The organism is Streptomyces sp. NPDC058632 (genome assembly GCF_042717095.1).
In the GTDB taxonomy this organism is placed as follows: Bacteria; Actinomycetota; Actinomycetes; order Streptomycetales; family Streptomycetaceae; genus Streptomyces.
This window is the reverse complement of sequence record NZ_JBHXQZ010000010.1, coordinates 47,016-67,126: the sequence shown is the minus strand read 5'-3', so window position 1 is coordinate 67,126 and position 20,111 is coordinate 47,016. Positions and strand designations below refer to the sequence as shown.

The 20,111-nt window shown below is 71.7% G+C and carries 19 protein-coding genes and 1 pseudogene; 12 read left to right on the top strand and 8 right to left on the bottom strand.

Annotation, left to right across the window (positions count from 1 at the left end; genetic code table 11):
- Nucleotides 1-184 precede the first annotated feature (184 nt).
- The 5 genes from ACFWVE_RS06480 (at nucleotide 185) to ACFWVE_RS06460 (ending at nucleotide 5,482) form a co-directional block, all read left to right on the top strand.
- On the top strand, nucleotides 185-1,120 hold the full coding sequence (locus tag ACFWVE_RS06480; RefSeq protein ID WP_042167623.1) for a cellulose-binding protein: 936 nt from the start codon (nucleotides 185-187) through the stop codon (nucleotides 1,118-1,120).
- 101 nt (nucleotides 1,121-1,221) lie between these two features.
- A complete protein-coding gene (locus tag ACFWVE_RS06475) occupies nucleotides 1,222-2,190 on the top strand; it encodes an ATP-binding cassette domain-containing protein (protein ID WP_384008823.1) in 969 nt (322 codons plus the stop codon).
- Nucleotides 2,187-2,963, top strand: a complete 777-nt coding sequence (locus ACFWVE_RS06470) for an ABC transporter permease (protein ID WP_384008894.1) — start codon at nucleotides 2,187-2,189, stop codon at nucleotides 2,961-2,963. Before ACFWVE_RS06475 ends, ACFWVE_RS06470 begins: the two co-directional genes overlap by 4 nt.
- 384 nt (nucleotides 2,964-3,347) lie before the next feature.
- Nucleotides 3,348-4,613, top strand: a complete 1,266-nt coding sequence (locus ACFWVE_RS06465) for an ABC transporter ATP-binding protein (RefSeq protein WP_384008821.1) — start codon at nucleotides 3,348-3,350, stop codon at nucleotides 4,611-4,613.
- On the top strand, nucleotides 4,610-5,482 hold the full coding sequence (locus tag ACFWVE_RS06460; protein WP_384008820.1) for an ABC transporter permease subunit: 873 nt from the start codon (nucleotides 4,610-4,612) through the stop codon (nucleotides 5,480-5,482). Before ACFWVE_RS06465 ends, ACFWVE_RS06460 begins: the two co-directional genes overlap by 4 nt.
- A gap of 4 nt (nucleotides 5,483-5,486) precedes the next feature.
- On the opposite strand, the gene ACFWVE_RS06455 is transcribed toward ACFWVE_RS06460, so the two are convergent.
- On the bottom strand, nucleotides 5,487-5,819 hold the full coding sequence (locus ACFWVE_RS06455) for an ATP/GTP-binding protein (protein ID WP_384008818.1): 333 nt from the start codon (nucleotides 5,817-5,819) through the stop codon (nucleotides 5,487-5,489).
- 244 nt (nucleotides 5,820-6,063) lie between these two features.
- Here ACFWVE_RS06455 and ACFWVE_RS06450 point away from each other — a divergent pair, with 244 nt between their 5' ends.
- Nucleotides 6,064-7,101, top strand: coding sequence for an LLM class flavin-dependent oxidoreductase (locus ACFWVE_RS06450; protein WP_384008816.1), 1,038 nt, complete (start codon nucleotides 6,064-6,066; stop codon nucleotides 7,099-7,101).
- An 88-nt stretch (nucleotides 7,102-7,189) separates the two neighbouring features.
- Here the strand turns inward: ACFWVE_RS06450 and ACFWVE_RS06445 are convergent, their stop codons facing one another.
- A complete protein-coding gene (locus ACFWVE_RS06445) occupies nucleotides 7,190-7,582 on the bottom strand; it encodes an SCO5389 family protein (RefSeq protein WP_384008814.1) in 393 nt (130 codons plus the stop codon).
- 423 nt (nucleotides 7,583-8,005) lie between these two features.
- Here ACFWVE_RS06445 and nucS point away from each other — a divergent pair, with 423 nt between their 5' ends.
- Complete coding sequence (nucS, locus tag ACFWVE_RS06440) at nucleotides 8,006-8,677, top strand: endonuclease NucS (RefSeq protein WP_384008813.1); 672 nt, start codon at nucleotides 8,006-8,008, stop codon at nucleotides 8,675-8,677.
- Nucleotides 8,678-8,801: 124 nt separating this feature from the next.
- On the opposite strand, the gene ACFWVE_RS06435 is transcribed toward nucS, so the two are convergent.
- The 3 genes from ACFWVE_RS06435 to ACFWVE_RS06425 form a co-directional block, all read right to left on the bottom strand.
- The gene (locus ACFWVE_RS06435) at nucleotides 8,802-11,354 is read right to left on the bottom strand and encodes an ATP-binding protein (RefSeq protein ID WP_384008811.1); all 2,553 of its coding nucleotides are present in this window, start codon (nucleotides 11,352-11,354) and stop codon (nucleotides 8,802-8,804) included.
- Between the two features lie 291 nt (nucleotides 11,355-11,645).
- On the bottom strand, nucleotides 11,646-11,969 hold the full coding sequence (locus ACFWVE_RS06430) for an STAS domain-containing protein (protein WP_055593451.1): 324 nt from the start codon (nucleotides 11,967-11,969) through the stop codon (nucleotides 11,646-11,648).
- 152 nt (nucleotides 11,970-12,121) lie between these two features.
- Nucleotides 12,122-12,970: a 3-hydroxyacyl-CoA dehydrogenase family protein gene (locus ACFWVE_RS06425; RefSeq protein WP_384008809.1), complete on the bottom strand. Its 849-nt coding sequence runs from the start codon at nucleotides 12,968-12,970 to the stop codon at nucleotides 12,122-12,124.
- Between the two features lie 334 nt (nucleotides 12,971-13,304).
- Between ACFWVE_RS06425 and ACFWVE_RS06420 the strand changes: the two are divergent.
- Together ACFWVE_RS06420 and ACFWVE_RS06415 are read left to right on the top strand one after the other, a co-directional pair.
- Nucleotides 13,305-14,029 (top strand): annotated as a pseudogene (locus ACFWVE_RS06420) (D-Ala-D-Ala carboxypeptidase family metallohydrolase).
- A gap of 117 nt (nucleotides 14,030-14,146) precedes the next feature.
- Nucleotides 14,147-14,719, top strand: a complete 573-nt coding sequence (locus tag ACFWVE_RS06415; protein ID WP_384008807.1) for a cob(I)yrinic acid a,c-diamide adenosyltransferase — start codon at nucleotides 14,147-14,149, stop codon at nucleotides 14,717-14,719.
- 6 nt (nucleotides 14,720-14,725) lie between these two features.
- Here ACFWVE_RS06415 and ACFWVE_RS06410 read toward each other — a convergent pair whose 3' ends face one another.
- Nucleotides 14,726-14,923 carry a DUF5708 family protein gene (locus ACFWVE_RS06410; protein ID WP_384008806.1) on the bottom strand — a complete coding sequence of 66 codons (198 nt, stop codon included), beginning with the start codon at nucleotides 14,921-14,923 and terminating at the stop codon, nucleotides 14,726-14,728.
- Complete coding sequence (locus ACFWVE_RS06405) at nucleotides 14,920-15,504, bottom strand: hypothetical protein (protein ID WP_384008804.1); 585 nt, start codon at nucleotides 15,502-15,504, stop codon at nucleotides 14,920-14,922. Before ACFWVE_RS06405 ends, ACFWVE_RS06410 begins: the two co-directional genes overlap by 4 nt.
- 162 nt (nucleotides 15,505-15,666) lie before the next feature.
- On the opposite strand from ACFWVE_RS06405, the gene ACFWVE_RS06400 reads away from it, so the two are divergent.
- From ACFWVE_RS06400 to ACFWVE_RS06390, 3 genes are all read left to right on the top strand, one after another.
- A complete protein-coding gene (locus tag ACFWVE_RS06400; protein ID WP_384008802.1) occupies nucleotides 15,667-16,914 on the top strand; it encodes a sensor histidine kinase in 1,248 nt (415 codons plus the stop codon).
- Entirely contained in the window at nucleotides 16,911-17,561 is a 651-nt protein-coding gene (locus ACFWVE_RS06395) for a response regulator (protein ID WP_384008800.1), read from the top strand. Before ACFWVE_RS06400 ends, ACFWVE_RS06395 begins: the two co-directional genes overlap by 4 nt.
- A 119-nt stretch (nucleotides 17,562-17,680) precedes the next feature.
- Complete coding sequence (locus ACFWVE_RS06390; protein ID WP_384008798.1) at nucleotides 17,681-19,504, top strand: glycosyl hydrolase family 18 protein; 1,824 nt, start codon at nucleotides 17,681-17,683, stop codon at nucleotides 19,502-19,504.
- A gap of 152 nt (nucleotides 19,505-19,656) precedes the next feature.
- Here the strand turns inward: ACFWVE_RS06390 and ACFWVE_RS06385 are convergent, their stop codons facing one another.
- The gene (locus tag ACFWVE_RS06385) at nucleotides 19,657-20,103 is read right to left on the bottom strand and encodes a DUF2550 domain-containing protein (RefSeq protein WP_384008797.1); all 447 of its coding nucleotides are present in this window, start codon (nucleotides 20,101-20,103) and stop codon (nucleotides 19,657-19,659) included.
- Between the last annotated feature and the right edge of the window lie 8 nt (nucleotides 20,104-20,111).

Here is a 20,111-nt window from a genome sequence, read left to right as displayed (position 1 = left end):
TTACTGACAGGTCAAATCCCTTGCCAGTAAGGGGTTTTGAGCATGAACTTGGCAAGCACTCCGGGGGGCGGCCACTCAAAAGGGGTGTCATTCTCCGTATCAAACGTGCATCCGCTCGATGACACAGCGCTTCGGCCCCTAGGATTCCCCTATCACCTCACCGGTCTCATTCGACAGGAACCCCATGAGCGACACTTCCCCCTACGGCTTCGAGCTTGTGCGGCGTGGATACGACCGCGCTCAGGTGGACGAACGAATCTCCAAGCTCGTCTCCGACCGTGACAGCGCTCTCGCCCGCATCACCGCTCTGGAAAAGCGCATCGAAGAGCTCCACCTCGAGACGCAGAACGCCCAGGCCCAGGTCACCGACGCCGAGCCGTCGTACGCGGGGCTCGGCGCGCGGGTGGAGAAGATCCTGCGCCTGGCCGAGGAGGAGGCGAAGGACCTCCGTGAGGAGGCTCGGCGCGCGGCCGAGCAGCACCGCGAGCTCGCCGAGTCCGCCGCCCAGCAGGTGCGCAACGACGCGGAGTCGTACTCCGCCGAGCGCAAGGCCAAGGCCGAGGACGACGGCGTCCGGATCGTCGAGAAGGCGCAGAGCGAGGCCGCGCAGCTGCGGTCGGACGCCCAGAGGGACGCCCAGTCCAAGCGCGAGGAGGCGGACGCCCTCTTCGAGGAGACCCGTGCGAAGGCCGCGCAGGCCGCCGCCGACTTCGAGACGAACCTCGCCAAGCGCCGCGAACAGTCCGAGCGCGACCTGGCGTCGCGTCAGGCCAAGGCCGAGAAGCGTCTGGCCGAGATCGAGCACCGGGCGGAGCAGCTGCGCCTGGAGGCCGAGAAGCTGCGCACGGACGCCGAGCGCCGGGCCCGCCAGACGGTGGAGACCGCCCAGCGCCAGGCCGAGGACATCGTGGCCGACGCCAACGCCAAGGCCGACCGGATCCGTTCGGAATCCGAGCGGGAGCTGGCGGCGCTGACCAACCGCCGCGACTCCATCAACGCCCAGCTGACCAACGTCCGCGAGATGCTGGCGACGCTCACGGGCGCCGCGGTGGCCGCGGCCGGTTCGCCGGCCGAGGAGGAGCCCGCCTCCCGCGGGGTCCCGGCCCAGCAGACGCGGTAGCCAGGGGTTCCGGTTACTGGCCGGAAGACCGTGGTTGAACATCGGTGAGGCCCTCTGCCACTGAGGTGGCAGAGGGCTTTGTCCCGTTCTAGCGTTGCCGCATGATCGAGCTCGAGGGGCTGACCAAGCGGTACGGCGAGAAGGTGGCGGTCAACAACCTGACGTTCACCGTCGGACCGGGCATCGTCACGGGCTTCCTCGGCCCCAACGGCGCGGGCAAGTCCACCACCATGCGGATGATGCTGGGCCTGGACCGGCCCACCGCCGGTGACGTCCGGATCGACGGCAAGCACTACGACGGGCTCAAGGACCCGCTGAAGTACATCGGCGCCCTGCTCGACGCCAAGGCCGTGCACGGCGGCCGCAGCGCCTTCAACCATCTGCTGTGCCTCGCCCAGAGCAACGGCATCCCCCGGCGACGGGTGCACGAGGTGCTGGACACGGTGGGGCTGTCGTCGGTGGCGGGGAAGAAGGCCAAGGGGTTCTCGCTCGGCATGGGCCAGCGGCTCGGCATCGCCGGCGCGCTGCTCGGCGACCCGCGCATCCTGATGTTCGACGAGCCGGTCAACGGGCTCGACCCCGAGGGCATCCACTGGATCCGCACCCTGATGAAGACGCTCGCCGCGCAGGGCCGCACGGTCTTCGTCTCCTCCCACCTGATGAGCGAGATGGCGCTGACCGCCGACCACCTCGTCGTCATCGGGCAGGGCCGGCTGCTCGCCGACACCTCCATGGCCGATTTCATCGCGCACAACTCCCGTGCTTACGTCCGGATCCGTTCCCCGCAGCGGGAGCGGCTGCTGGACGTGCTGCACGAGGCCGGTGTCACGGTCGTGGAGAGCGGCGGGGCGCTGGAGGCGGACGGCACCGGGGCGGAGCGGATCGGGGAGCTGGCGGCCCGGCACCAGCTGGTGCTGCACGAGCTGAGCCCGCAGCGGGCCTCCCTGGAGGAGGCGTTCATGCGGTTGACCGCGGAGTCGGTGGAGTACCACGCGCACTCCGACGCGCCCGCGCCCCCGCAGCAGTGGGGCGACGGGCAGCAGTGGGGCGACGGCCGGAAGAAGGGCTGAGCATGGCGGCGGCACAGGTCATCCGGTCCGAATGGACCAAGATCCGGTCGGTGGCGTCCACCGTGTGGACGCTCTCCCTGGCGGTGGTCGTCACCATCGCGCTCGGCATGCTGATCTCGGCCCTGTCGGCGAACGGGTTCGACACCATGAACGCCCGGGACCGGCTCTCCTTCGACCCGACGCTCATCAGCTTCGCGGGGATGAGTCTCGGTCAGCTCGCGATGATCGTGTTCGGGGTGCTGGTGGTGTCGAACGAGTACAGCACCGGCATGATCCGCACCTCGCTGGCGGCCGTGCCGCAGCGGGGCGGCTTCCTGGCCGGCAAGCTCGGCGTGGCGACCGCGCTCGCCCTCGTGGTGAGCATGGCCACCAGCTTCGCCGCCTTCTTCCTCGGGCAGGCGATGCTCGGCGAGCACAAGGCGTCCCTGGGCGACGAGGGCGTACTGCGGGCCGTGATCGGCGGCGGCCTGTACATGACGCTGATCGCGGTGTTCTCCATGGGCGTCGCCACGATGCTGCGCTCCCCGATGCTGTCGCTGGGCATCCTGATGCCGTTCTTCTTCCTGATCTCCGGCATCCTGGGCAACGTTCCCGCGACGAGGAAGATCGGCCGGTTCCTGCCGGACCAGGCCGGCGGCAAGATCATGCAGGTGGTCACGCCGCTCGACGACGACACCCCGTACGGCCCCTGGGGCGGACTCGGCATCATGGTGCTGTGGGTGATCGCGGCGCTCGCCGGCGGCTACCTGCTGCTGAAGAAGCGCGACGCGTAGGGCCTGTCCGGCGGATCGGGCCGGAGGTGGCCGGCGGCACCTTTCCGGCTGGGCCGAGCGGGGTCCGGTGTGTGCGACGGCCAGGCGGAGGAGACCGCGAGGCGGAGGAGACCGCGAGGCGGAGGAGGGAGTCGACACGACGGGGGTCCCTCGCGCCCACGGGGAGAAGCCGGGAGTCGGGGGCCGGCGACCGACGGCAACGCGGCGGAAAGGCGTGCCGGGCCCCGCGTCCGCGCCGTGATCCACCGGACAGGCCCCGTGAGGCGGCGGAGGACGGGCCGGTTTTTACCTCGCCTTGGGCGGAACCGTCAGCCTCTCGATATCCTCCTAACCCTTACGGGGGTGTGCGCCCCCGTTGTCCTGAACCTCTCGATGGGGCGGAGCATGATCGAGGCAGTCGGCCTGACCAAGCGGTACGGCGACAAAACCGCTGTGTACAACCTTTCCTTCCAGGTGCGGCCCGGCGCCGTCACCGGCTTCCTCGGACCCAACGGTTCGGGCAAGTCGACGACGATGCGGATGATCCTCGGTCTCGACAACCCCACCGCGGGCCATGTCACGATCGGCGGCTATCCCTACCGCAGGCTGCCCAACGCCGCCCGGAAGGTCGGCGCCCTGCTGGACGCCAAGGCGGTGCACGGCGGCCGGTCCGCCCGCAGCCACCTGCTGAGCCTGGCCCAGCTGTCCGGCATCCCGGCCCGCCGCGTCGACGAGGTGCTGGGCGTGGTCGGGCTGCACGAGGTGGCACGGCGGCGTTCCAAGGGCTTCTCCCTGGGCATGGGCCAGCGGCTCGGCATCGCCGCCGCGCTGCTCGGCGACCCCCAGGTGCTGCTCTTCGACGAGCCGGTCAACGGCCTCGACCCCGAGGGCATCCTCTGGGTGCGCAACCTGATGAAGACGCTCGCCGCGGAGGGCCGCACGGTCTTCGTCTCCTCCCACCTGATGAGCGAGATGGCGCTGACCGCCGACCACCTCATCGTGATCGGGCGGGGGCAGCTGCTGTCCGACATGAGCGTGAAGGACTTCATCTCCGCGAACTCCGCCGACTTCGCCCGGGTGCGCACCCCGGACAGCGAACCGCAGCAGCGCGAGAAGCTGTCCGTCGCGCTCACCGAGGCGGGCGGCCACGTACTGCCCGAGCAGGACGGCGCGCTGCGGGTGATGGGGCTGCCGCTGCCCCGCCTGAGCGACATCGCCCACGAGGCCGGCGTACGGCTGTGGGAGCTGTCCCCGCACCAGGCCTCGCTGGAGGAGGCGTACATGCGGATGACGCAGGGCGTGGTCGACTACCGCTCGACCACCGACCAGAAGGAGGGGTTCCGGGAACCGCTCCCGCCGGGCGCGCAGCCGCCGGTAGCCGTGCCGGGTCAGGGCCAGCCCGGCTGGTACGCCCCGCCGCCGCCCCAGCAGGGCGGTCAGCAGTTCGCGGCGGCGCCGGGCGCGCCGCAGGCCCCCGCGGGCCCGTACGTCGCTCCGGGCGGCCCTGGAGCGGCCCCGGGCGCGCCGGTGGCCAACCCGTACGCCCGGCCCGTCCCGCAGCCCGGCCCGGGCGCCGCCCCGGCCGCTCCCCCGTCGGCCGCCCCCGCCGCCCCCGCTGCCCCGGTCGGCCCGGCCGGCTCCGACGTGACCAAGCCCGAGGACGCCCGATGAGCACGCCCCAGCCCCCGACGCAGCAGGCCGCGCCCGCATGGCAGACGGCTGCGCCCGGATCCCCGTACCCCGGTTACACCTCGCCGATCCCGGTCGTGCGCACCCACTTCGGGCATGCGCTCGCCTCCGAGTGGACGAAGATCAAGTCGGTGCGCTCCACGATGTGGACGCTGGGTGTGTTCGTGCTCCTCGTCGTCGGCATCGGCCTGCTGACCGGTGTGGTGGTGGCGAGCACCGACCCGGACCTCGGCGGTGAGAACGCACTGTCCATGGGCTTCTTCGGGCTGCTCCTGGGCATCATGTGCATCATCACGCTGGGCGTGCTGACCACCGCCTCGGAGTACGGCACCGGCATGATCCGCACCACCATGGTCGCCTGCCCCTCGCGCGGCCGGGTGCTCGCGGCGAAGGCCCTGGTGTTCTTCCTGATCGCCTTCGTGGTCGCGCTGGTGTCCGTGACGGTCGTCGCCTTCCTGCACGTGGCGATGCTGGAGGGCAACAACGTAAGCGAACCCACCGGAGGCGAGTGGCTGAAGGCCACCGTCGGCATCTCGCTCTACATCGCGCTGCTCGGGACGCTCTCGCTGGCCGTCGGCTCGATCGTCCGGCACTCGGCGGGCGCCATCACCCTCATGATCGGCGCCGTGCTCGCCCCGCTGGTGATCGCGATGTTCATGTTCGCCTCGTCTCTGGAGGACGTGCGCACCGCGCTGTTCGAGTACTCCATCCCGAACCAGCTGAGCATCTTCTACGCCAACTCCCTCAGCACGTCCGGCCCGTCCGGCTGGGACCCACTGTGGATCATGCTCGGCCTCACGGCCGTGGTCTTGGGCGGCGCCTTCACCCTCCTCGGAAGGCGGGACGTCTAGGGTCTCAGAACCTCGGCGCGTTACGGGACCGCTGCACCCGCGTGGTGCGGCGGTCCTTGGCGTTCCAGCAGGACTTGTGCCAGTGCCGGCGTTCGTCGACCCCCGAGTGGTCCGGCCAGGCCACCACGTGCGGCACCCCGCCCGGGATCAACTGGTCGCAGCCGGGACAGCGGTACGCCTTGCCCTGGGCGCCGGCCCCCGCCACGTGCCGTACGTTCCACTCCTCGCCCTGCCAGCTCTCGGCGGACTGCCAGCCGCCGTAGCGCCCGGCCCGGTCGTCCTCGGCGCTCCAGCCGGACGAACCGGCTCCCTTCGCTCGGTTGCGACGCGGGGACACAGGACACCTCACGGGGCTATACAGGATGCAGGGACCGCGTCCAGCCTACGCGGGGCGGAGCCGGGTGCGTGTACGGAACCAATCATCACAAGCCTCCCTTCACGGCGGCACAACACCGGCTCCCGAACCGCCCATTCTGTAGACAATCAGCGCATTCCCCCTCCCGGCCGTGTCCTCGGCACGTGTCAGACGGTTATGCCCTGCGGGGGAGCTTCCGTGTCGGAGCCGAGGAAGCAGGAAAGCAATGCGCGTTGGAAGTTTCGTGTTGGGCGCCCGGTTCCCCGGGCAGGGCGAAGGGGAGGCGCTGCACCGGGCGGTCCGTTCCGCCGAACTGGCGGAGGAGGCGGGGCTGGACGCGGTCTGGCTGGGCGAGCACCACTTCGTGCCGTACGGCACCTGTCCCTCGGCGATCACCCTGGCGGCGTTACTGCTCGGCCGCACCCGCCGCATCCGTGTCGGTACGGCGGTGAGCGTGCTGCCCACCGTCCACCCGGTGGCGCTCGGCGAGCAGGCCGCGCTGCTGCACGTCACCAGCGGCGGCCGGTTCTCGCTGGGCGTCGGGCGCGGCGGGCCGTGGGTCGACCTGGAGGTGTTCGGCGCCGGCCTGAAGGCGTACGAGCAGGGGTTCCCGGAATCGCTCGACCTGCTGGTGCGCTGGCTGCGCGAGCCGTCCGTCGCGGCCGACGGGGAGCGGTACCGCTTCCGTGAAGTGCCCGTCGTGCCACGCCCGTCGGAGGCCCTCACCGAGGCCGCGGGCCCCGAGGTCGTGCTCGCCTGCACCTCCCCGGCGAGCGTGCGGCTCGCCGCCGAGCGCGGGCTGCCGATGCTGCTCGGCATGCATGTCGGGGACGAGGAGAAGGCCGAGATGGTCGCCCTGTGGGCGCGGCACGCGCGCGCGTGCGGGCGGCCTGAGCCGGAGATCCGCCGCGCGTCCCATGTGTCGGCCGGTGTCTGCCAGATCGCCGACCGGCGCACCGACGCGGCGGAGGTGCTGCTGAAGGCGATGCCGGGCTGGCTGCGGCAGGGGCTCGGGGCCCATGTCACCGTGGACGGCCGCCGGCGGCGGATGCGTGACCCGCTGGCCTACACCGAACTGCTCTGCGGGCTGCACCCGGTGGGCACCCCGCGGCTGTGCGCGGACCGGCTCGCCGCGACCGGGGAGCGGACCGGCATTTCCCGGTTCGCGCTGCTCGTCGAGGGTTCCGGCGACCTCGCGGCGACCGAGGAGACCGTGCGGCGGCTCGGCTGCGAGGTGATCCCCCAACTCGCCGACAGGCCCTGAACGAGCCGGGGGTCAGACAGTGGCTTGCCGCCCGGTACGAAAAACCGCACCTCCCGCGTACGGAGCGGCAAGCGACCGACGTGGCGCGTCAGCAGTCGCGCAGTTCCGGTGACTGGTTCAGCAGCTGACCGCGGACCGAGGTGAACTTGGCCAGCCTGTCGTCGACCGAGGAGTCCAGCGGGAACACAGCCACCCGGTGGCAGTTCTGGAAGGCCAGCCGGACACCGAAGTGCCGCTGCAGGGCGCCGCGTATCGCGTCACTCGCGAGCGCACGCAGCAGCTGACCGCGCGCCTGCTCGTCCGGCGGGGGCGTCTGGTTGTCGGCGAACTCTCCGCCGTCGACCTTCAGCTGGGCCACCAGGGAGCTGATCATCTCCCATGCGTAGGGCAGGGAGGTCCGGACGCAGTCGACGAAGTCAGCTTCGTCGACCTCGCCTCGCTCGGCCTGTTCGAGTAGGGCCGGTGAGACGTCGAGCGACATGGGTTCTCCTCTCGCACCCCCGCGGCGCGGGGGTTGCCTGACAGATACGGGAGCTCGCACATGTGGACACGCTGCGTACACACCTCGCGACCTCCCGTTCAATACCGTAAGCAACGGACCATGACCGCACCAGGCGAATCCCCGGATGCGGGACTTCCTGTGGGCCGGTAATCGGCCATCGGCGAACACGCGTTTTCCAGGAGATACGGGACGCGCCGCGTGGGCCTGGAGGGGCTCTCGGGAGTCGGTGGCGGGAGCCGTGCGGGAGCCGTGCGGGAGCCGTGCGGGAGCCGTGCGGGAGCCGTGCGGGAGCCGTGCGGGAGCCGTGCGGGATCTGCCGCGGTGCTGTGCGCGGGTGCGTCGGCGGGGTGCCCGTGAGGGCGAATCGCATCGACCCCGGCCCGTCGAGTAGCGTTGCCGACCATGCGTCTCGTCATTGCCCGCTGCTCCGTGGACTACGCCGGGCGGCTCACCGCGCACCTGCCCTCGGCACCCCGTCTGATCCTGGTCAAGGCGGACGGCAGCGTGTCCATCCATGCCGACGACCGGGCCTACAAGCCCTTGAACTGGATGTCGCCGCCCTGTGCCCTCAAGGAGGGCACCGGCGACGAGGAGGGGATCTGGACCGTCGTCAACAAGGCGGGCGAGAAACTCATCATCACGATGGAGGAGGTCCTGCACGACTCCTCGCACGAACTGGGCGTCGATCCCGGCCTGATCAAGGACGGCGTGGAAGCGCACCTCCAGGAATTGCTGGCGGACCGCATCGAGACGCTCGGCGAGGGCTACACCCTCATCCGCCGCGAGTACATGACCGCCATCGGCCCGGTCGACATCCTCTGCCGCGACGCCGAGGGACAGACCGTCGCAGTGGAGATCAAGCGGCGCGGTGAGATCGACGGCGTGGAGCAACTCACGCGCTATCTGGAGCTGTTGAACCGCGATCCGCATCTCGCCCCGGTGCGCGGTGTGTTCGCCGCCCAGGAGATCAAGCCGCAGGCCCGGGTGCTCGCCACCGACCGGGGCATCGGCTGCCAGGTCCTCGACTACAACGCGATGCGGGGCATCGAGGACGACAAGCTGCGCCTGTTCTGACCGTCGCCGCGGTGCCCGTCGCCGCGGTGCCCGCCGTCACGTCACCACGGCATATGCGAAGGGCCGGATTCCTCTCCTCGGGTTCAGGAGAGGAATCCGGCCCTTCGCCGCGCGGTGACGTCCGTCAGATCACCGTCGTCCCGGAGTTGCCGGGCGTGCCCGCGTCGCTGCTCTGCGGGGCGCTCGCCGGACCGCTCGCCTCCGACGCCGTCTCGGCCGGAGTGGAGGGGGCGGGGCCGCTCGCCGAGTTGGACGTCTCGGGCGACGAGGGCTCCTCGGTGGGCTCGGCCGGCTCGGTCGGCTCGGTCGGCTCCTCGGTCGGCTCCTCACTGGGTTCCGTCGGGTCGTCCGAGGGATCCGTCGGCTTGTCGGAGTCCGACGGCTCGACGGACGACTCCGGCGGCTCGGTGGGCGTCGTCGGACCGGTGCCGGTCGTCGGGTCGTCCGGTTCCGTCGTGTCGCTCGGGTCGTCCGAGGGCTCGCCCGACCCGGTGGCCGTCGGCGTCGGGTCGTCCGAGGTGCCGAGGGTGCCGTCCGGGCCGGGGTCGGTCGGCCGGCTGGTGGCGTCACCGGTGTCGCCGTTCTCGTCGGCACGCGGGTCGGCGCCCAGGCTGCCGTCGTCGACGCCCTGGCTCGCGGACGGGTTGACACCGACGTTCTCCGACGGGGTGCCCACCTCGTTCTCCGAGGTGGCTCCGAGGGTGACCACCGTGCCCAGCACGGCCACGAGCAGCGCGCCCGCGCCGGCCGCCACCAGGTTGCGCCTGGCCATGCCCTTCAGGCCGCCGGCCGCCTTGTAACCGGGCGCGGGCCCCGGCACGGGCACGGTGCGGTGGACGACCAGCCCGGTGTCGGCGGGCGGCTGGAGCTCCGGGAAGGCCGTCGGCACCCCGCGGGGCGGCGACACCGACTCCTCGAAGTGGGCGTCGGGCACCTCCTCCCCCGCGGTCGGCGTCATCGGGATGCCGGAGCGGTCGGCGACCAGGGCCAGCGCGCGGCGTCCGGCGACGGTGCCGCGCTTGTCCGCGAGGGCGCCGCGCAGGGCGACGGAGGCCTCCAGCTCGGCGCGGGCACGGTCGAGGTCGCCGGTGCACAGGGCGTGGATGCCGAGCTCGTGGTGGAAGTAGGCCTCCTCCGCCACGTCCCCGGCGAGCCGGGCGGCCTCCGCGCCGGCCCGCAGCGCCCGCTCCCAGGCGCTCCAGTACAGGCCCGCGGCGAACGCGGGTGCGGCGGAGCGGGCGAGCTGCACGGCGGTGCTGGGCTCGCCCTCGCCGCCGGACGAGGCGGGCGGAGACAGCAGGCCGAGCGCGGCGAGCACGGCGTCGGCCTCGGCGCAGACCCGCTCCGGGGTGACGGAGGGGTGCCCGGTCCACCAGGCGTAGTGCTGGGCGGCGGTACGTGCCTGCGCCTCGGCCTCGTCGGTGTACCCGGCGGCCTCCAGCTGGGCCGGCACACCGGCGGCGAGCCGGTAGCGGGAGCCGACGGCGGAGATCAGTCCGCACGCGGCCAGTTCACCGAGCGCGGCGTCGGCGTGGGTGTCGCCGACCAGCGCGGGCAGGTGTGCCTGGTGCGGGAGTTCACCGCCGAGCGCGACGGCGAACCTCAGGGTGGCGCGGGCGGAGGTGCTGAGCCGGGAGGCGAGCAGCGGGGCGGGGGCGGCCGCCTCGCCGAGCGAGGGCAGCGGGATCTCGACGCCCTCGACGGCGTCCTCGGGCAGGTCCTCGGGCGGGGTGTCCTCGAAGACGCCGAACTCGTCGACGGCGCTGGTGCCGACGCGCAGCCGGTCGCGCTGCCGCAGCAGGGCGCCGGCCTGGACGAAACGCAGCGGCAGGCCCTCGGACTCGAACCAGAGGTCACCGGCCCAGTTCGACTCGTCCTCGGTGAGGCGCCGGCCGACGGCGTGCTCCAGCAGTTCCAGGCCGGCCGCGCGGTCGAGGCCGTCGAGGGCGATCTCCTCGACACCGGAGTCGGCGGACGGGGCGGGCACGTCCGGTGTGGCGCCGAGCAGGAAGGCGCACTCGGGGGTGGCGTCCAGCAGTTCGTCCAGGGCGGCCCCGCCGAACCCGAGGTCGTCGAGGACGACGACCGCGCCGACCTCCCGCAGGCAGTCGGCCAGTTCGTCCCGGCCGGGGCGGTGCAGGGGCGCGCCGTGAACGGCGTAGAAGAGGTCGTACAGCAGGTCGTCGGTGCTGCGGCCGTGGCCGTTGATGCGCACGACGCCGTCGGGGGCGAGGTCCGCGCAGTCCTCGGCGACGGTGTCGAGCAGCCGGGTGCGGCCGGAGCCCGCGGGCCCGGTGAGGAGCACGGAGCGGCCGCGGGCGAGCAGCCGGACCAGCTTCTCGCGCTCGTCCCGGCGGGCCAGCAGCGGCAGCTCGGCCTGCGCGGGTCCCGGCGGGACGGGCGGCTTCGCGGCACGGGCGGTCCCGGCGCGCTCGGCCTCCGTCAGCTTCGCCGGGCGGGCGGGCCGCCCGGCGGGCGGGCAGGGCTCTATCTCGCTGCCGTCGACGGGGTTGACGGTGAGCAGGAAGTCGCCGGAGACGAGCTGCACCGTGCGCGCGAGCGCGGGCGCGTGCTGTCCGAATTCGGATGTGAGGGGATCCCTGGGCGGCCGCTGGCGGGGCGCGTGCCCGTCACCGTCGCGACCGTACTCCTCGGGTCCCGGATTGTTCGGGTCCATAGGTCCTAGCCCCCCAAAAGCGTTGTGTGCCTGGGTCCTGTCCTCGGACTCCCGGCGTCGCTGCACACCGCGCTGTCGCTTCTGGTCCGGTCCCGCTCGAGGGTTGCAAGGCGGCGGGTAGCCGAACCCTAAACCTTCGCTCAGTATCTACGACAGCCCGGGGTCCCGGGCGGTCCGGGACGTCACGGTCTCGTGAGGATTGTGCGCGCGCCGCACCGTTCGCCGAGGTCGGCCCGGGTCCGCCCGCCCGCCCGTCCGGCTCTGCCCGTCCGGCAGGTCCCGTCCCGCACCTCATACACGGGGCAGCGTGTCCACCCCGATGCCTCCTTCGATCGCCAGGATCCGGTGCAGTCGGGTGGCCACCAACAGACGCTGCATCTGCGGCGGTACGTCGCGCAGCACCAGGCGCCGGCCGCAGCGGCCGGCCCGTCGGTGGGCTCCCATGATCACGCCGAGTCCGGTGGCGTCCCAGGAGTCCAGTTCGGACAGGTCCAGCAGCAGGTCACCGACTCCGTCGTCGACGGCCGCGTGCAGGACCGTACGGGCGTCCGCCGCGCTGCGGACGTCGAGGCGGCCCCCGACGACCAGCTCGGCGTGGTCGCCCCTGATGTGCATATGCGCTCCCCGGTGCGTGCGTCTCGTGCTCCACGTTCGGTCATGACGGTGATGCAACCTCTGACTGTGTGGAGCCTGCGGAGGTTGCCCCGTGTAAGCGAACCGATACCGAATTCACCCCGGCGTGTGACCGGGCCGGGGGTTCGGGTTGATCAGTACGTGTAGAAGCCCTGCCCGCTCTTCCGACCGATGTCACCGGCGTCAACCATCCGGCGCATCAGCTCGGGGGCGGCGAACTTCTCGTCCTGGGACTCGGTGTAGATGTTGCTGGTGGCGTGCAGCAGGATGTCCACGCCGGTCAGGTCGGCGGTGGCCAGCGGCCCCATGGCGTGGCCGAAGCCCAGCTTGCAGGCCAGGTCGATGTCCTCGGCGCTCGCCACGCCCGACTCGTGGAGCTTCGCGGCCTCGACGACGAGGGCGGAGATGAGGCGGGTGGTCACGAAGCCGGCCACGTCGCGGTTGACCACGATGCAGGTCTTGCCGACGGACTCGGCGAACTCCCTGGCGGTGGCGAGGGTTTCGTCGCTGGTCTTGTAGCCGCGGACCAGTTCGCACAGCTGCATCATCGGCACCGGCGAGAAGAAGTGGACGCCGACGACCCGCTCCGGGCGCCGCGTCGCCGCCGCGATCTTGGTGATCGGGATGGCGGAGGTGTTGGAGGCGAGGACGGTGTCGTCGCGCACGATCCCGTCCAGGGCGCTGAAGATCTCGTGCTTGACCTCGAGCTTCTCGAAGACCGCCTCGACCACGACGTCCGCGTCGGCGCAGGCGTCCAGGTCGGTGGTCGCGGTGATCCGGGCGAGGGCCGCGTCGGCGTCGTGGGCCTCGAGTCTGCCCTTGCTCACGAACTTGTCGTACGACGACTTGATCCCGTCGGTGCCTCGCGCGAGCGCCTCGTCGGTGACGTCGCGCAGCACGACGTCCCAGCCCGCCTGGGCGGAGACCTGGGCGATTCCGGACCCCATGAGGCCGGCCCCGATGACGGCGAGCTTCCGTGCCACTGTGCGACTCCCCTTCGAAACGCTCACACACTGTTCATGTCTGTCACTCGCGGACATTAGCGTCCGCGAGTGGATGTGTGAGGGGTTAGTAATGCGTGTCACGTCTCACGCCGTGAGACACCGATCACGCCGAGGACCGTACCGCCCCCGACTCCGGCGGGACTCCCGGCCGGTGACGGACGGCAGGGTTCGCTCACCGGATCTCCCCGCCGCCAACTCCGGTCATTCACCGACACGTTGTTGACGCGCGTAGCTGCGTGGCGCACGCTGGTCGGCGGTCGCCGTCCGGCCGGCGGCACCGCCCCATCCAGCGACCGACGGCCGGGAGGCCACCATGCTCAGACGCGCGGCACGAACCCTTCTCTCCTTTGTCATGATCATGACTGGCACGGTCCTCGGTGTGAGTGTCACCGCGGGAACGGCGCACGCCGACGACTGCTACACCTGGAACCGCACCCTGTCCCAGGGCTCCTCCGGCAACGATGTGACCCAGCTGCAGATCCGGGTCGCGGGCTGGGTGACCTCGGGCGAACGGCTCTCCTACGACGGCCGGTACGGCGCCCGCACCACCGCCGCCGTCAAGAAGTTCCAGGCGGCCTACGGGCTGACCGCGGACGGCGTGGCCGGACCAGCAGGATCTACGCGCTCCAGGACTCCGACTGCACGCCGGTCCACTTCACCTACGCCGAACTCAACAAGTGCAACTCCACCTGGTCGGGCGGCGCGGTCCCGGCGGCCACCGCCAGGGCGAACGCCCTGAAGACCATGTGGAAGCTGGAGGCCATGCGGCGCCAGCTCGGTGACGTGCCGATCAACATCTCCAGCGGCTTCCGGTCCTACGCCTGCAACAACGCGGTCGGCGGCTCCTCGACCAGCCGTCACCTCTACGGAGACGCGGCCGACCTGGTCGGCTCCCCGAGCTTCTGCACCCTCGCCAAGCAGAGCAGGACCCACGGCTTCTCGGAGATCCTCGGCCCCGGCTACCCCGGCCACAACGACCACGTCCACGTGGCCCACGACCCGTCGCCGTACTGGTCGGCGCCCACCTGCGGGATCTGACCGGACCGGTCCGACGTCCCTACGCCGCACGGCGGGCACGGCGGGCACGGCGGGCGGGCCCGCACCGGGGTCCGCCCGCCGTGCCGTCCGCGCCCGAGCGCAACTAGGCTTGGCCGCATGGTCAATCTGACGCGTATTTACACCAGGACCGGTGACAAGGGCACCACGAACCTGGGCGACATGAGCCGGGTCCCCAAGACCGACCTGCGCATCGCCGCCTACGCCGACGCCAACGAGGCGAACGCGGTGATCGGCACGGCGATCGCCCTGGGGGGCCTGGAGGCGGAGGTCGTCGAGGTCCTCACCCGCGTCCAGAACGACCTGTTCGACGTGGGCGCCGACCTGTCGACGCCGGTCGTGGAGAACCCGGAGTACCCGCCGCTGCGGGTCGAACAGTTCTACGTGGACCGGCTGGAGGCGGACTGCGACCGTTTCAACGAGCAGCTGGAGAAGCTCCGCTCCTTCATCCTGCCGGGCGGGACGGCGGGCGCCGCCCTGCTCCACCAGGCGTGCACGGTGGTCCGCCGCGCGGAGCGCTCCACGTGGGCCGCGCTGGAAGCGCACGGCGACACGATGAACGCCCTCACCGCCACCTACCTCAACCGCCTCTCCGACCTCCTGTTCATCCTGGCGCGCATCGCCAACAAGGAGACCGGCGACGTGCTGTGGGTGCCGGGCGGGGAGCGCTGAGCCCTGCTACCGGGACCCGGCCGAGGCCCGCGCGGCCCGGTACAGACCCAGCAGGACCTCCGCACCGCCGGCGCACATCATCACCACCCCCACCTTGGCGGGGGTGACCAGCGGCAGGTCCACTCCCCCGGCGAACAGCCACAATCCCAGGCCCGCCACCAGCACGGCGGCCCCCGCGAGGAGATTCCCGGACGCCCGGTTCATCGGCCCACACGCTCCTTGTCGACGTCCGTCCCGGCCCGGGACTTCCCCGCCGGGTCCTTCTTCGGCCAGATCCAGTAGGCCAGCGCCACCAGTCCGTGGATCCCCGCGATGCGCGGGGCGGCGAGACGCCAGTCCTCCAGCGTGCCGGTACGGCTCGCGTCACCGACGTACCAGATGGCGAGCTGGAGCAGCGCGACGGCCACGGCGACACCCGCCACCGTGCCCAGCCACAGCTTCGTCTCGTACCGGGCCCGGGCCGTGCCGTAGCGCGGCGGCCCGGCCGGCTTCGGGGCGCCGCCGAAGCGGTGGGCGGCATGGCCGTCCAGCCACTTCACGGTGCGGTGGCCGTGTCCGACGGTGTAGCCGATGTACAGCGCGGCCAGGCCGTGCGCCCGGCCCGGCTCGGCGCCGTTCCTGAGGTCGACCGCGGTGGCGACCAGCAGGACGACCTCCAGCAGCGGCTCGCACAGCAGCAGCGCCAGCCCGGTGCGCGGCATTCTCAGCAGGTAGCGGAAGGCCAGTCCGGCGGCCAGCAGCACCCAGAAGCCGATCTCACAGGCGGCGATCAAGGCGACGATCACGGTTCGCTCCTCTCGGTCACCCTTTCAGGCTCCCGTGCGCACCGGCCGCCGGCGTCGTCGCCGCTGACGAACCGCCCGTACATCGAAAGATGCAGTCCAGCGGCCCCGAGGAACGTTCTCGGGCATCAGGCGACGGCCGCGCGCAGCGTGTTGGATGGGGTCATGGCCCTACGACTCCCCCGGCCCCACCGCTTCGACGTGTGGGCGTCGCTCGCCGGACTGCTGGGCGGGCTGCTGCTGTGGAGCATCGGGCTGGGTGTGCGGCCCGCCGACGAGGCCTACGTGGTCTTCGACGGCCGGTGGCCGCTCCTGGTCCCGCTCGCCGTGATCGCCGGCTGCGAGCTGCTGCGCCGCAGCGCTCCGCGCACCGCGCTGCTCACCGGCACGGCCGCGCTGCTCGCCGACGGTCTCACCCAGGGCAGCCTGGCCACGATCGTCATGTACACCGACCTGATGTACGCCGCCGTCCTGTACGGCACACCCGCCGCCGCCCGCCTCCTCCCGCGGATCACCGCGCTGCTCACGGTCGCGGGGGCGCTGGTGCCGTACGCGCTGTGGCGGGTGCCCGAGGCACTGCTGGTCGGTGTGGCCATCGGCGTCGTCGCGTTCACGCCCGCGTCGACCGGGCTGATCGTGCGCAACCACCGCGAGGCCGCCGAGGCCGCCCGGCTGCGCGCCGAGCAGACCGCGCTGCTGGCCGAGATGGACCGCACCCAGGCGGTGACCGCGGAACGCTCGCGGATGGCACGGGAGTTGCACGACATGGTTGCCAACCACCTGTCCGCGATCGCCATTCACTCCACGGCCGCGCTCTCCCTGGACGACGAGGCCGCCTCCCGGGACGCGCTCGGCGTGATCCGGGAGAACAGTGTCCAGGGGCTGGCCGAGATGCGCCGCCTCATCGGCATCCTGCGCCACCACGACGACCGGGGGCCGGCCGCCACCCCGACCCTCGACGGTCTCGGCGCCCTGGTGGAGGGTGCCCGCACCAACGGCCTGGACGTCACCCTCGACCTCCTGCCCGGCACCACGCACGGTGACGTCCCGCCGCCGGTGGAGCTCGCCGCGTACAGGATCGTGCAGGAGTCGCTGACCAACGCGCTGAAGCACGCCGGCCAGGGGCCGGTCACCGTGCGGCTGTGCCACGAGGCCGGCGCCCTGGACATCCGCGTGGTCAGCCCGTACGGCGGCCGGGACGCCCCGCGCGCCCCGGGCTCCGGAGCCGGTCTGGTGGGGATGCGGGAGCGGATCGCCCTGCTGCACGGCACCTTCGAGGCCGGCCCCGAGAACGGCAGCGGCTCCGCGCACCCCGAGATCTGGGTCGTGCACGCCTCCCTGCCCCTCACCGGCACCCCCGCCGATGCCACGGCCACCACCCCCGCGTCCACCCCCCGAGGAGAGACCGAATGATCCGCGTCCTGGTCGCCGAGGACCAGTCGGCCGTCCGCGCCGGGCTGGTGCTGATCCTGCGCAGCGCGCCCGACATCGAGGTGGCGGGCGAGGCGGCGGACGGTGAGCAGGCGGTGGCGCTCGCCCGTGACCTGCGGCCGGACGTGGTGCTGATGGATGTCCAGATGCCGCGCCTGGACGGGGTGTCGGCCACCCGGCAGGTGGTCGCGGAGGAGCTCGCCGACGTGCTGGTGCTGACCACCTTCGACCTCGACGAGTACGTGTTCGGGGCGCTGCGGGCCGGCGCCTCGGGATTCCTGCTGAAGAACACGGAGGCGAAGGACCTCATCGCCGCCGTGCGCACGGTGGCGCGCGGGGAGGGGATCGTCGCCCCGGCCGTCACCCGGCGGCTGATCGCCGAGTTCGCGGCGAAGCCCGCCCGCGCGGCCACGGCCGATCCGGCGGTGCTGGACTCCCTCACCCGGCGCGAGCGGGAGGTGCTGGCCTGTCTCGGCGAGGGCCTGTCCAACGCCGGTGTCGCCGAGCGTCTCGACATGGCGGAGGCCACGGTGAAGACGCACGTCAGCCGCCTTCTGGGAAAGCTGGGCCTGCGCAGTCGGGTACAAGCGGCGGTGCTCGCACAGGAGTTGGGCGTCCACCGGACATGACGGACTAGTGGTCCAGACCTATTGACCCGTGGTCCAGACCTTTCTATCCTCACGGCACCGCGGGTGTGATGGCTCAGTCATGCCCACGACGACATCCGGCCTCACAAAGGAGGCGCAGCATGCGCTTCGGACACAGAGCCGTGGCAGGGTTCGCGACCCTGCTCCTCCCCTTCTCCGCCCTCGTCGCCCTCGCGAGTCCCGCCCAGGCAGCGACGTCCGCCACCGCCACCTACGCCAAGACCCAGGACTGGGGCTCCGGCTTCGAGGGCAAGTGGACGGTGAAGAACACCGGCACCACCGCCCTCAGCTCCTGGACCGTCGAGTGGGACTTCCCCTCCGGCACCTCCGTCACCTCCGCCTGGGACGCCGACGTGACGTCCTCCGGCGCCCACTGGACCGCCAAGAACAAGTCCTGGAACGGCACCCTCGCCCCCGGCGCCTCCATCAGCTTCGGCTTCAACGGCTCCGGCACCGGCTCCCCCGCCGGCTGCAAGCTCAACGGCGGCAGCTGTGACGGCACCTCCGTCCCCGGCGACGCGGCACCCTCCGCGCCCGGCACCCCCTCGGCCTCCGGCGTCACCGACACCTCGGTGAAGCTGTCCTGGTCCGCGGCCACCGACGACAAGGGCGTCAAGAACTACGACGTCCTGCGCGACGGCGCCAGGGTCGCCACGGTGACCGGCACCTCGTACACGGACAGCGGTCTCAGCAAGGGCACCGACTACTCGTACAGCGTGCGGGCCCGTGACACCGCCGACCAGACCGGCCCGGTCAGCGGCTCGGTGAAGGTCCGCACCACCGGCGGGACCACGGAGCCGCCGCCCACCGGCGACAAGATCAAGCTCGGCTACTTCACCGAGTGGGGCGTCTACGGCCGCAACTACCACGTCAAGAACCTGGTGACGTCCGGTTCGGCCGAGAAGATCACGCACATCAACTACGCGTTCGGCAACGTCGTCAACGGCCAGTGCAAGCTCGACGACGCCTACGCCGCCACCGACAAGGCCTACACCGCGGACCAGTCCGTCAGCGGCACCGCCGACACCTGGGACCAGCCGCTGCGCGGCAACTTCAACCAGCTGCGCCAGCTGAAGGCGAAGTACCCGCACATCAAGGTGCTGTACTCGTTCGGCGGCTGGACCTACTCCGGCGGCTTCGGCCAGGCCGCGCAGAACCCGGCCGCGTTCGCCGCCTCCTGCAAGCAGGTCGTGGAGGACCCGCGCTGGGCCGATGTCTTCGACGGCATCGACATCGACTGGGAGTACCCGAACGCCTGCGGCCTCACCTGCGACACCAGCGGTCCGGCGGCGTTCAGGAACCTCTCCCAGGCCCTGCGCGCCGAGTTCGGCCAGGACTACCTGGTCACCGCCGCGATCACCGCGGACGGCTCCTCGGGCGGCAAGCTCGACGCGGCCGACTACGGCGGCGCCGCCCAGTACCTCGACTGGTACAACGTGATGACGTACGACTACTTCGGCGCCTTCGACAAGGACGGCCCCACCGCCCCCCATTCGCCGCTGACCTCGTACAACGGTATCCCGCAGGACGGCTTCAACTCCGCGGCCGCGATCTCGAAACTGAAGGCGAAGGGCGTCCCGGCGAGCAAGCTGCTGCTCGGCATCGGCTTCTACGGCCGCGGCTGGACCGGCGTCACCCAGGCCGCCCCCGGCGGCGCGGCCACCGGCCCGGCGCCCGGCACCTACGAGGCCGGCATCGAGGACTACAAGATCCTCAAGAACAGCTGCCCGGCCACCGGCACCATCGCCGGCACGGCCTACGCCCACTGCGGCAGCAACTGGTGGTCCTACGACACCCCCGCCACCATCGACAGCAAGATGGACTGGGCCAAGAACCAGGGCCTGGGCGGTGCGTTCTTCTGGGAGTTCAGCGGTGACACCGCCAACGGCGAGCTGGCGACCGCCATCGACAGCGGCCTGAAGTAGACCGCAGGTCCGCAGAACCCCGCATGACAAAGGTGCTCCCCCGGACGGGGTCCGGGGGAGCACCTTTGTGTGGGCGCCCGGCTACGCCACGTTCCCCCCAACAGCTCCGCTGCCGGGGGGACCCCCACCCAGCGGGGCCCTGAACGTCGTTACTACGCGACGTTCACCCTCTGGCCGGGCGGGGCCGCCTCCAGCCAGGCGAGGAAGCCGGTCAGCGCGTCGTCGCTCATCGCGAGCTCCAGTCTCCTGCCCCGGTGCAGACAGGCGAGGATCACCGCGTCCGAGAGCAGCGCCAGCTCCTCCTCGCCCTCGGGCACCCGGCGGCCGGCCACCTCGATCGCCGAGCGCTCCAGGACACGGCGCGGGCGTGGGGCGTAGGAGAAGACCCGGAACCACTCCACCCGGTCCCCGTTGTAGCGGGCCACCCCGTACGCCCAGCCCTTGCCGCCGGAGTCACCCGGTTCGGGGGCGTCCCAGCGCAGGCTGCAGTCGAAGGTTCCGCCGGAACGCTGGAGGAGGCGGCGGCGCAGACCGAAGACGAAGAGGCCCACCACCGCGAGCGCCACGATGCTTCCGCACACAGTCAGAGCGAGGACCATCGACACCG

What these genes read in the sequence shown, in the direction of transcription:
- ACFWVE_RS06480 (WP_042167623.1), top strand. Translation starts at nt 185, where the DNA reads ATGAGCGACACTTCCCCCTACGGCTTCGAGCTTGTGCGGCGTGGATAC.
- ACFWVE_RS06475 (WP_384008823.1), top strand. Translation starts at nt 1,222, where the DNA reads ATGATCGAGCTCGAGGGGCTGACCAAGCGGTACGGCGAGAAGGTGGCG.
- ACFWVE_RS06465 (WP_384008821.1), top strand. Translation starts at nt 3,348, where the DNA reads ATGATCGAGGCAGTCGGCCTGACCAAGCGGTACGGCGACAAAACCGCT.
- ACFWVE_RS06460 (WP_384008820.1), top strand. Translation starts at nt 4,610, where the DNA reads ATGAGCACGCCCCAGCCCCCGACGCAGCAGGCCGCGCCCGCATGGCAG.
- ACFWVE_RS06450 (WP_384008816.1), top strand. Translation starts at nt 6,064, where the DNA reads ATGCGCGTTGGAAGTTTCGTGTTGGGCGCCCGGTTCCCCGGGCAGGGC.
- ACFWVE_RS06445 (WP_384008814.1), bottom strand. Translation starts at nt 7,582, where the DNA reads ATGTCGCTCGACGTCTCACCGGCCCTACTCGAACAGGCCGAGCGAGGC.
- nucS (WP_384008813.1), top strand. Translation starts at nt 8,006, where the DNA reads ATGCGTCTCGTCATTGCCCGCTGCTCCGTGGACTACGCCGGGCGGCTC.
- ACFWVE_RS06435 (WP_384008811.1), bottom strand. Translation starts at nt 11,354, where the DNA reads ATGGACCCGAACAATCCGGGACCCGAGGAGTACGGTCGCGACGGTGAC.
- ACFWVE_RS06430 (WP_055593451.1), bottom strand. Translation starts at nt 11,969, where the DNA reads ATGCACATCAGGGGCGACCACGCCGAGCTGGTCGTCGGGGGCCGCCTC.
- ACFWVE_RS06415 (WP_384008807.1), top strand. Translation starts at nt 14,147, where the DNA reads ATGGTCAATCTGACGCGTATTTACACCAGGACCGGTGACAAGGGCACC.
- ACFWVE_RS06410 (WP_384008806.1), bottom strand. Translation starts at nt 14,923, where the DNA reads ATGAACCGGGCGTCCGGGAATCTCCTCGCGGGGGCCGCCGTGCTGGTG.
- ACFWVE_RS06400 (WP_384008802.1), top strand. Translation starts at nt 15,667, where the DNA reads ATGGCCCTACGACTCCCCCGGCCCCACCGCTTCGACGTGTGGGCGTCG.
- ACFWVE_RS06395 (WP_384008800.1), top strand. Translation starts at nt 16,911, where the DNA reads ATGATCCGCGTCCTGGTCGCCGAGGACCAGTCGGCCGTCCGCGCCGGG.
- ACFWVE_RS06390 (WP_384008798.1), top strand. Translation starts at nt 17,681, where the DNA reads ATGCGCTTCGGACACAGAGCCGTGGCAGGGTTCGCGACCCTGCTCCTC.
- ACFWVE_RS06385 (WP_384008797.1), bottom strand. Translation starts at nt 20,103, where the DNA reads ATGGTCCTCGCTCTGACTGTGTGCGGAAGCATCGTGGCGCTCGCGGTG.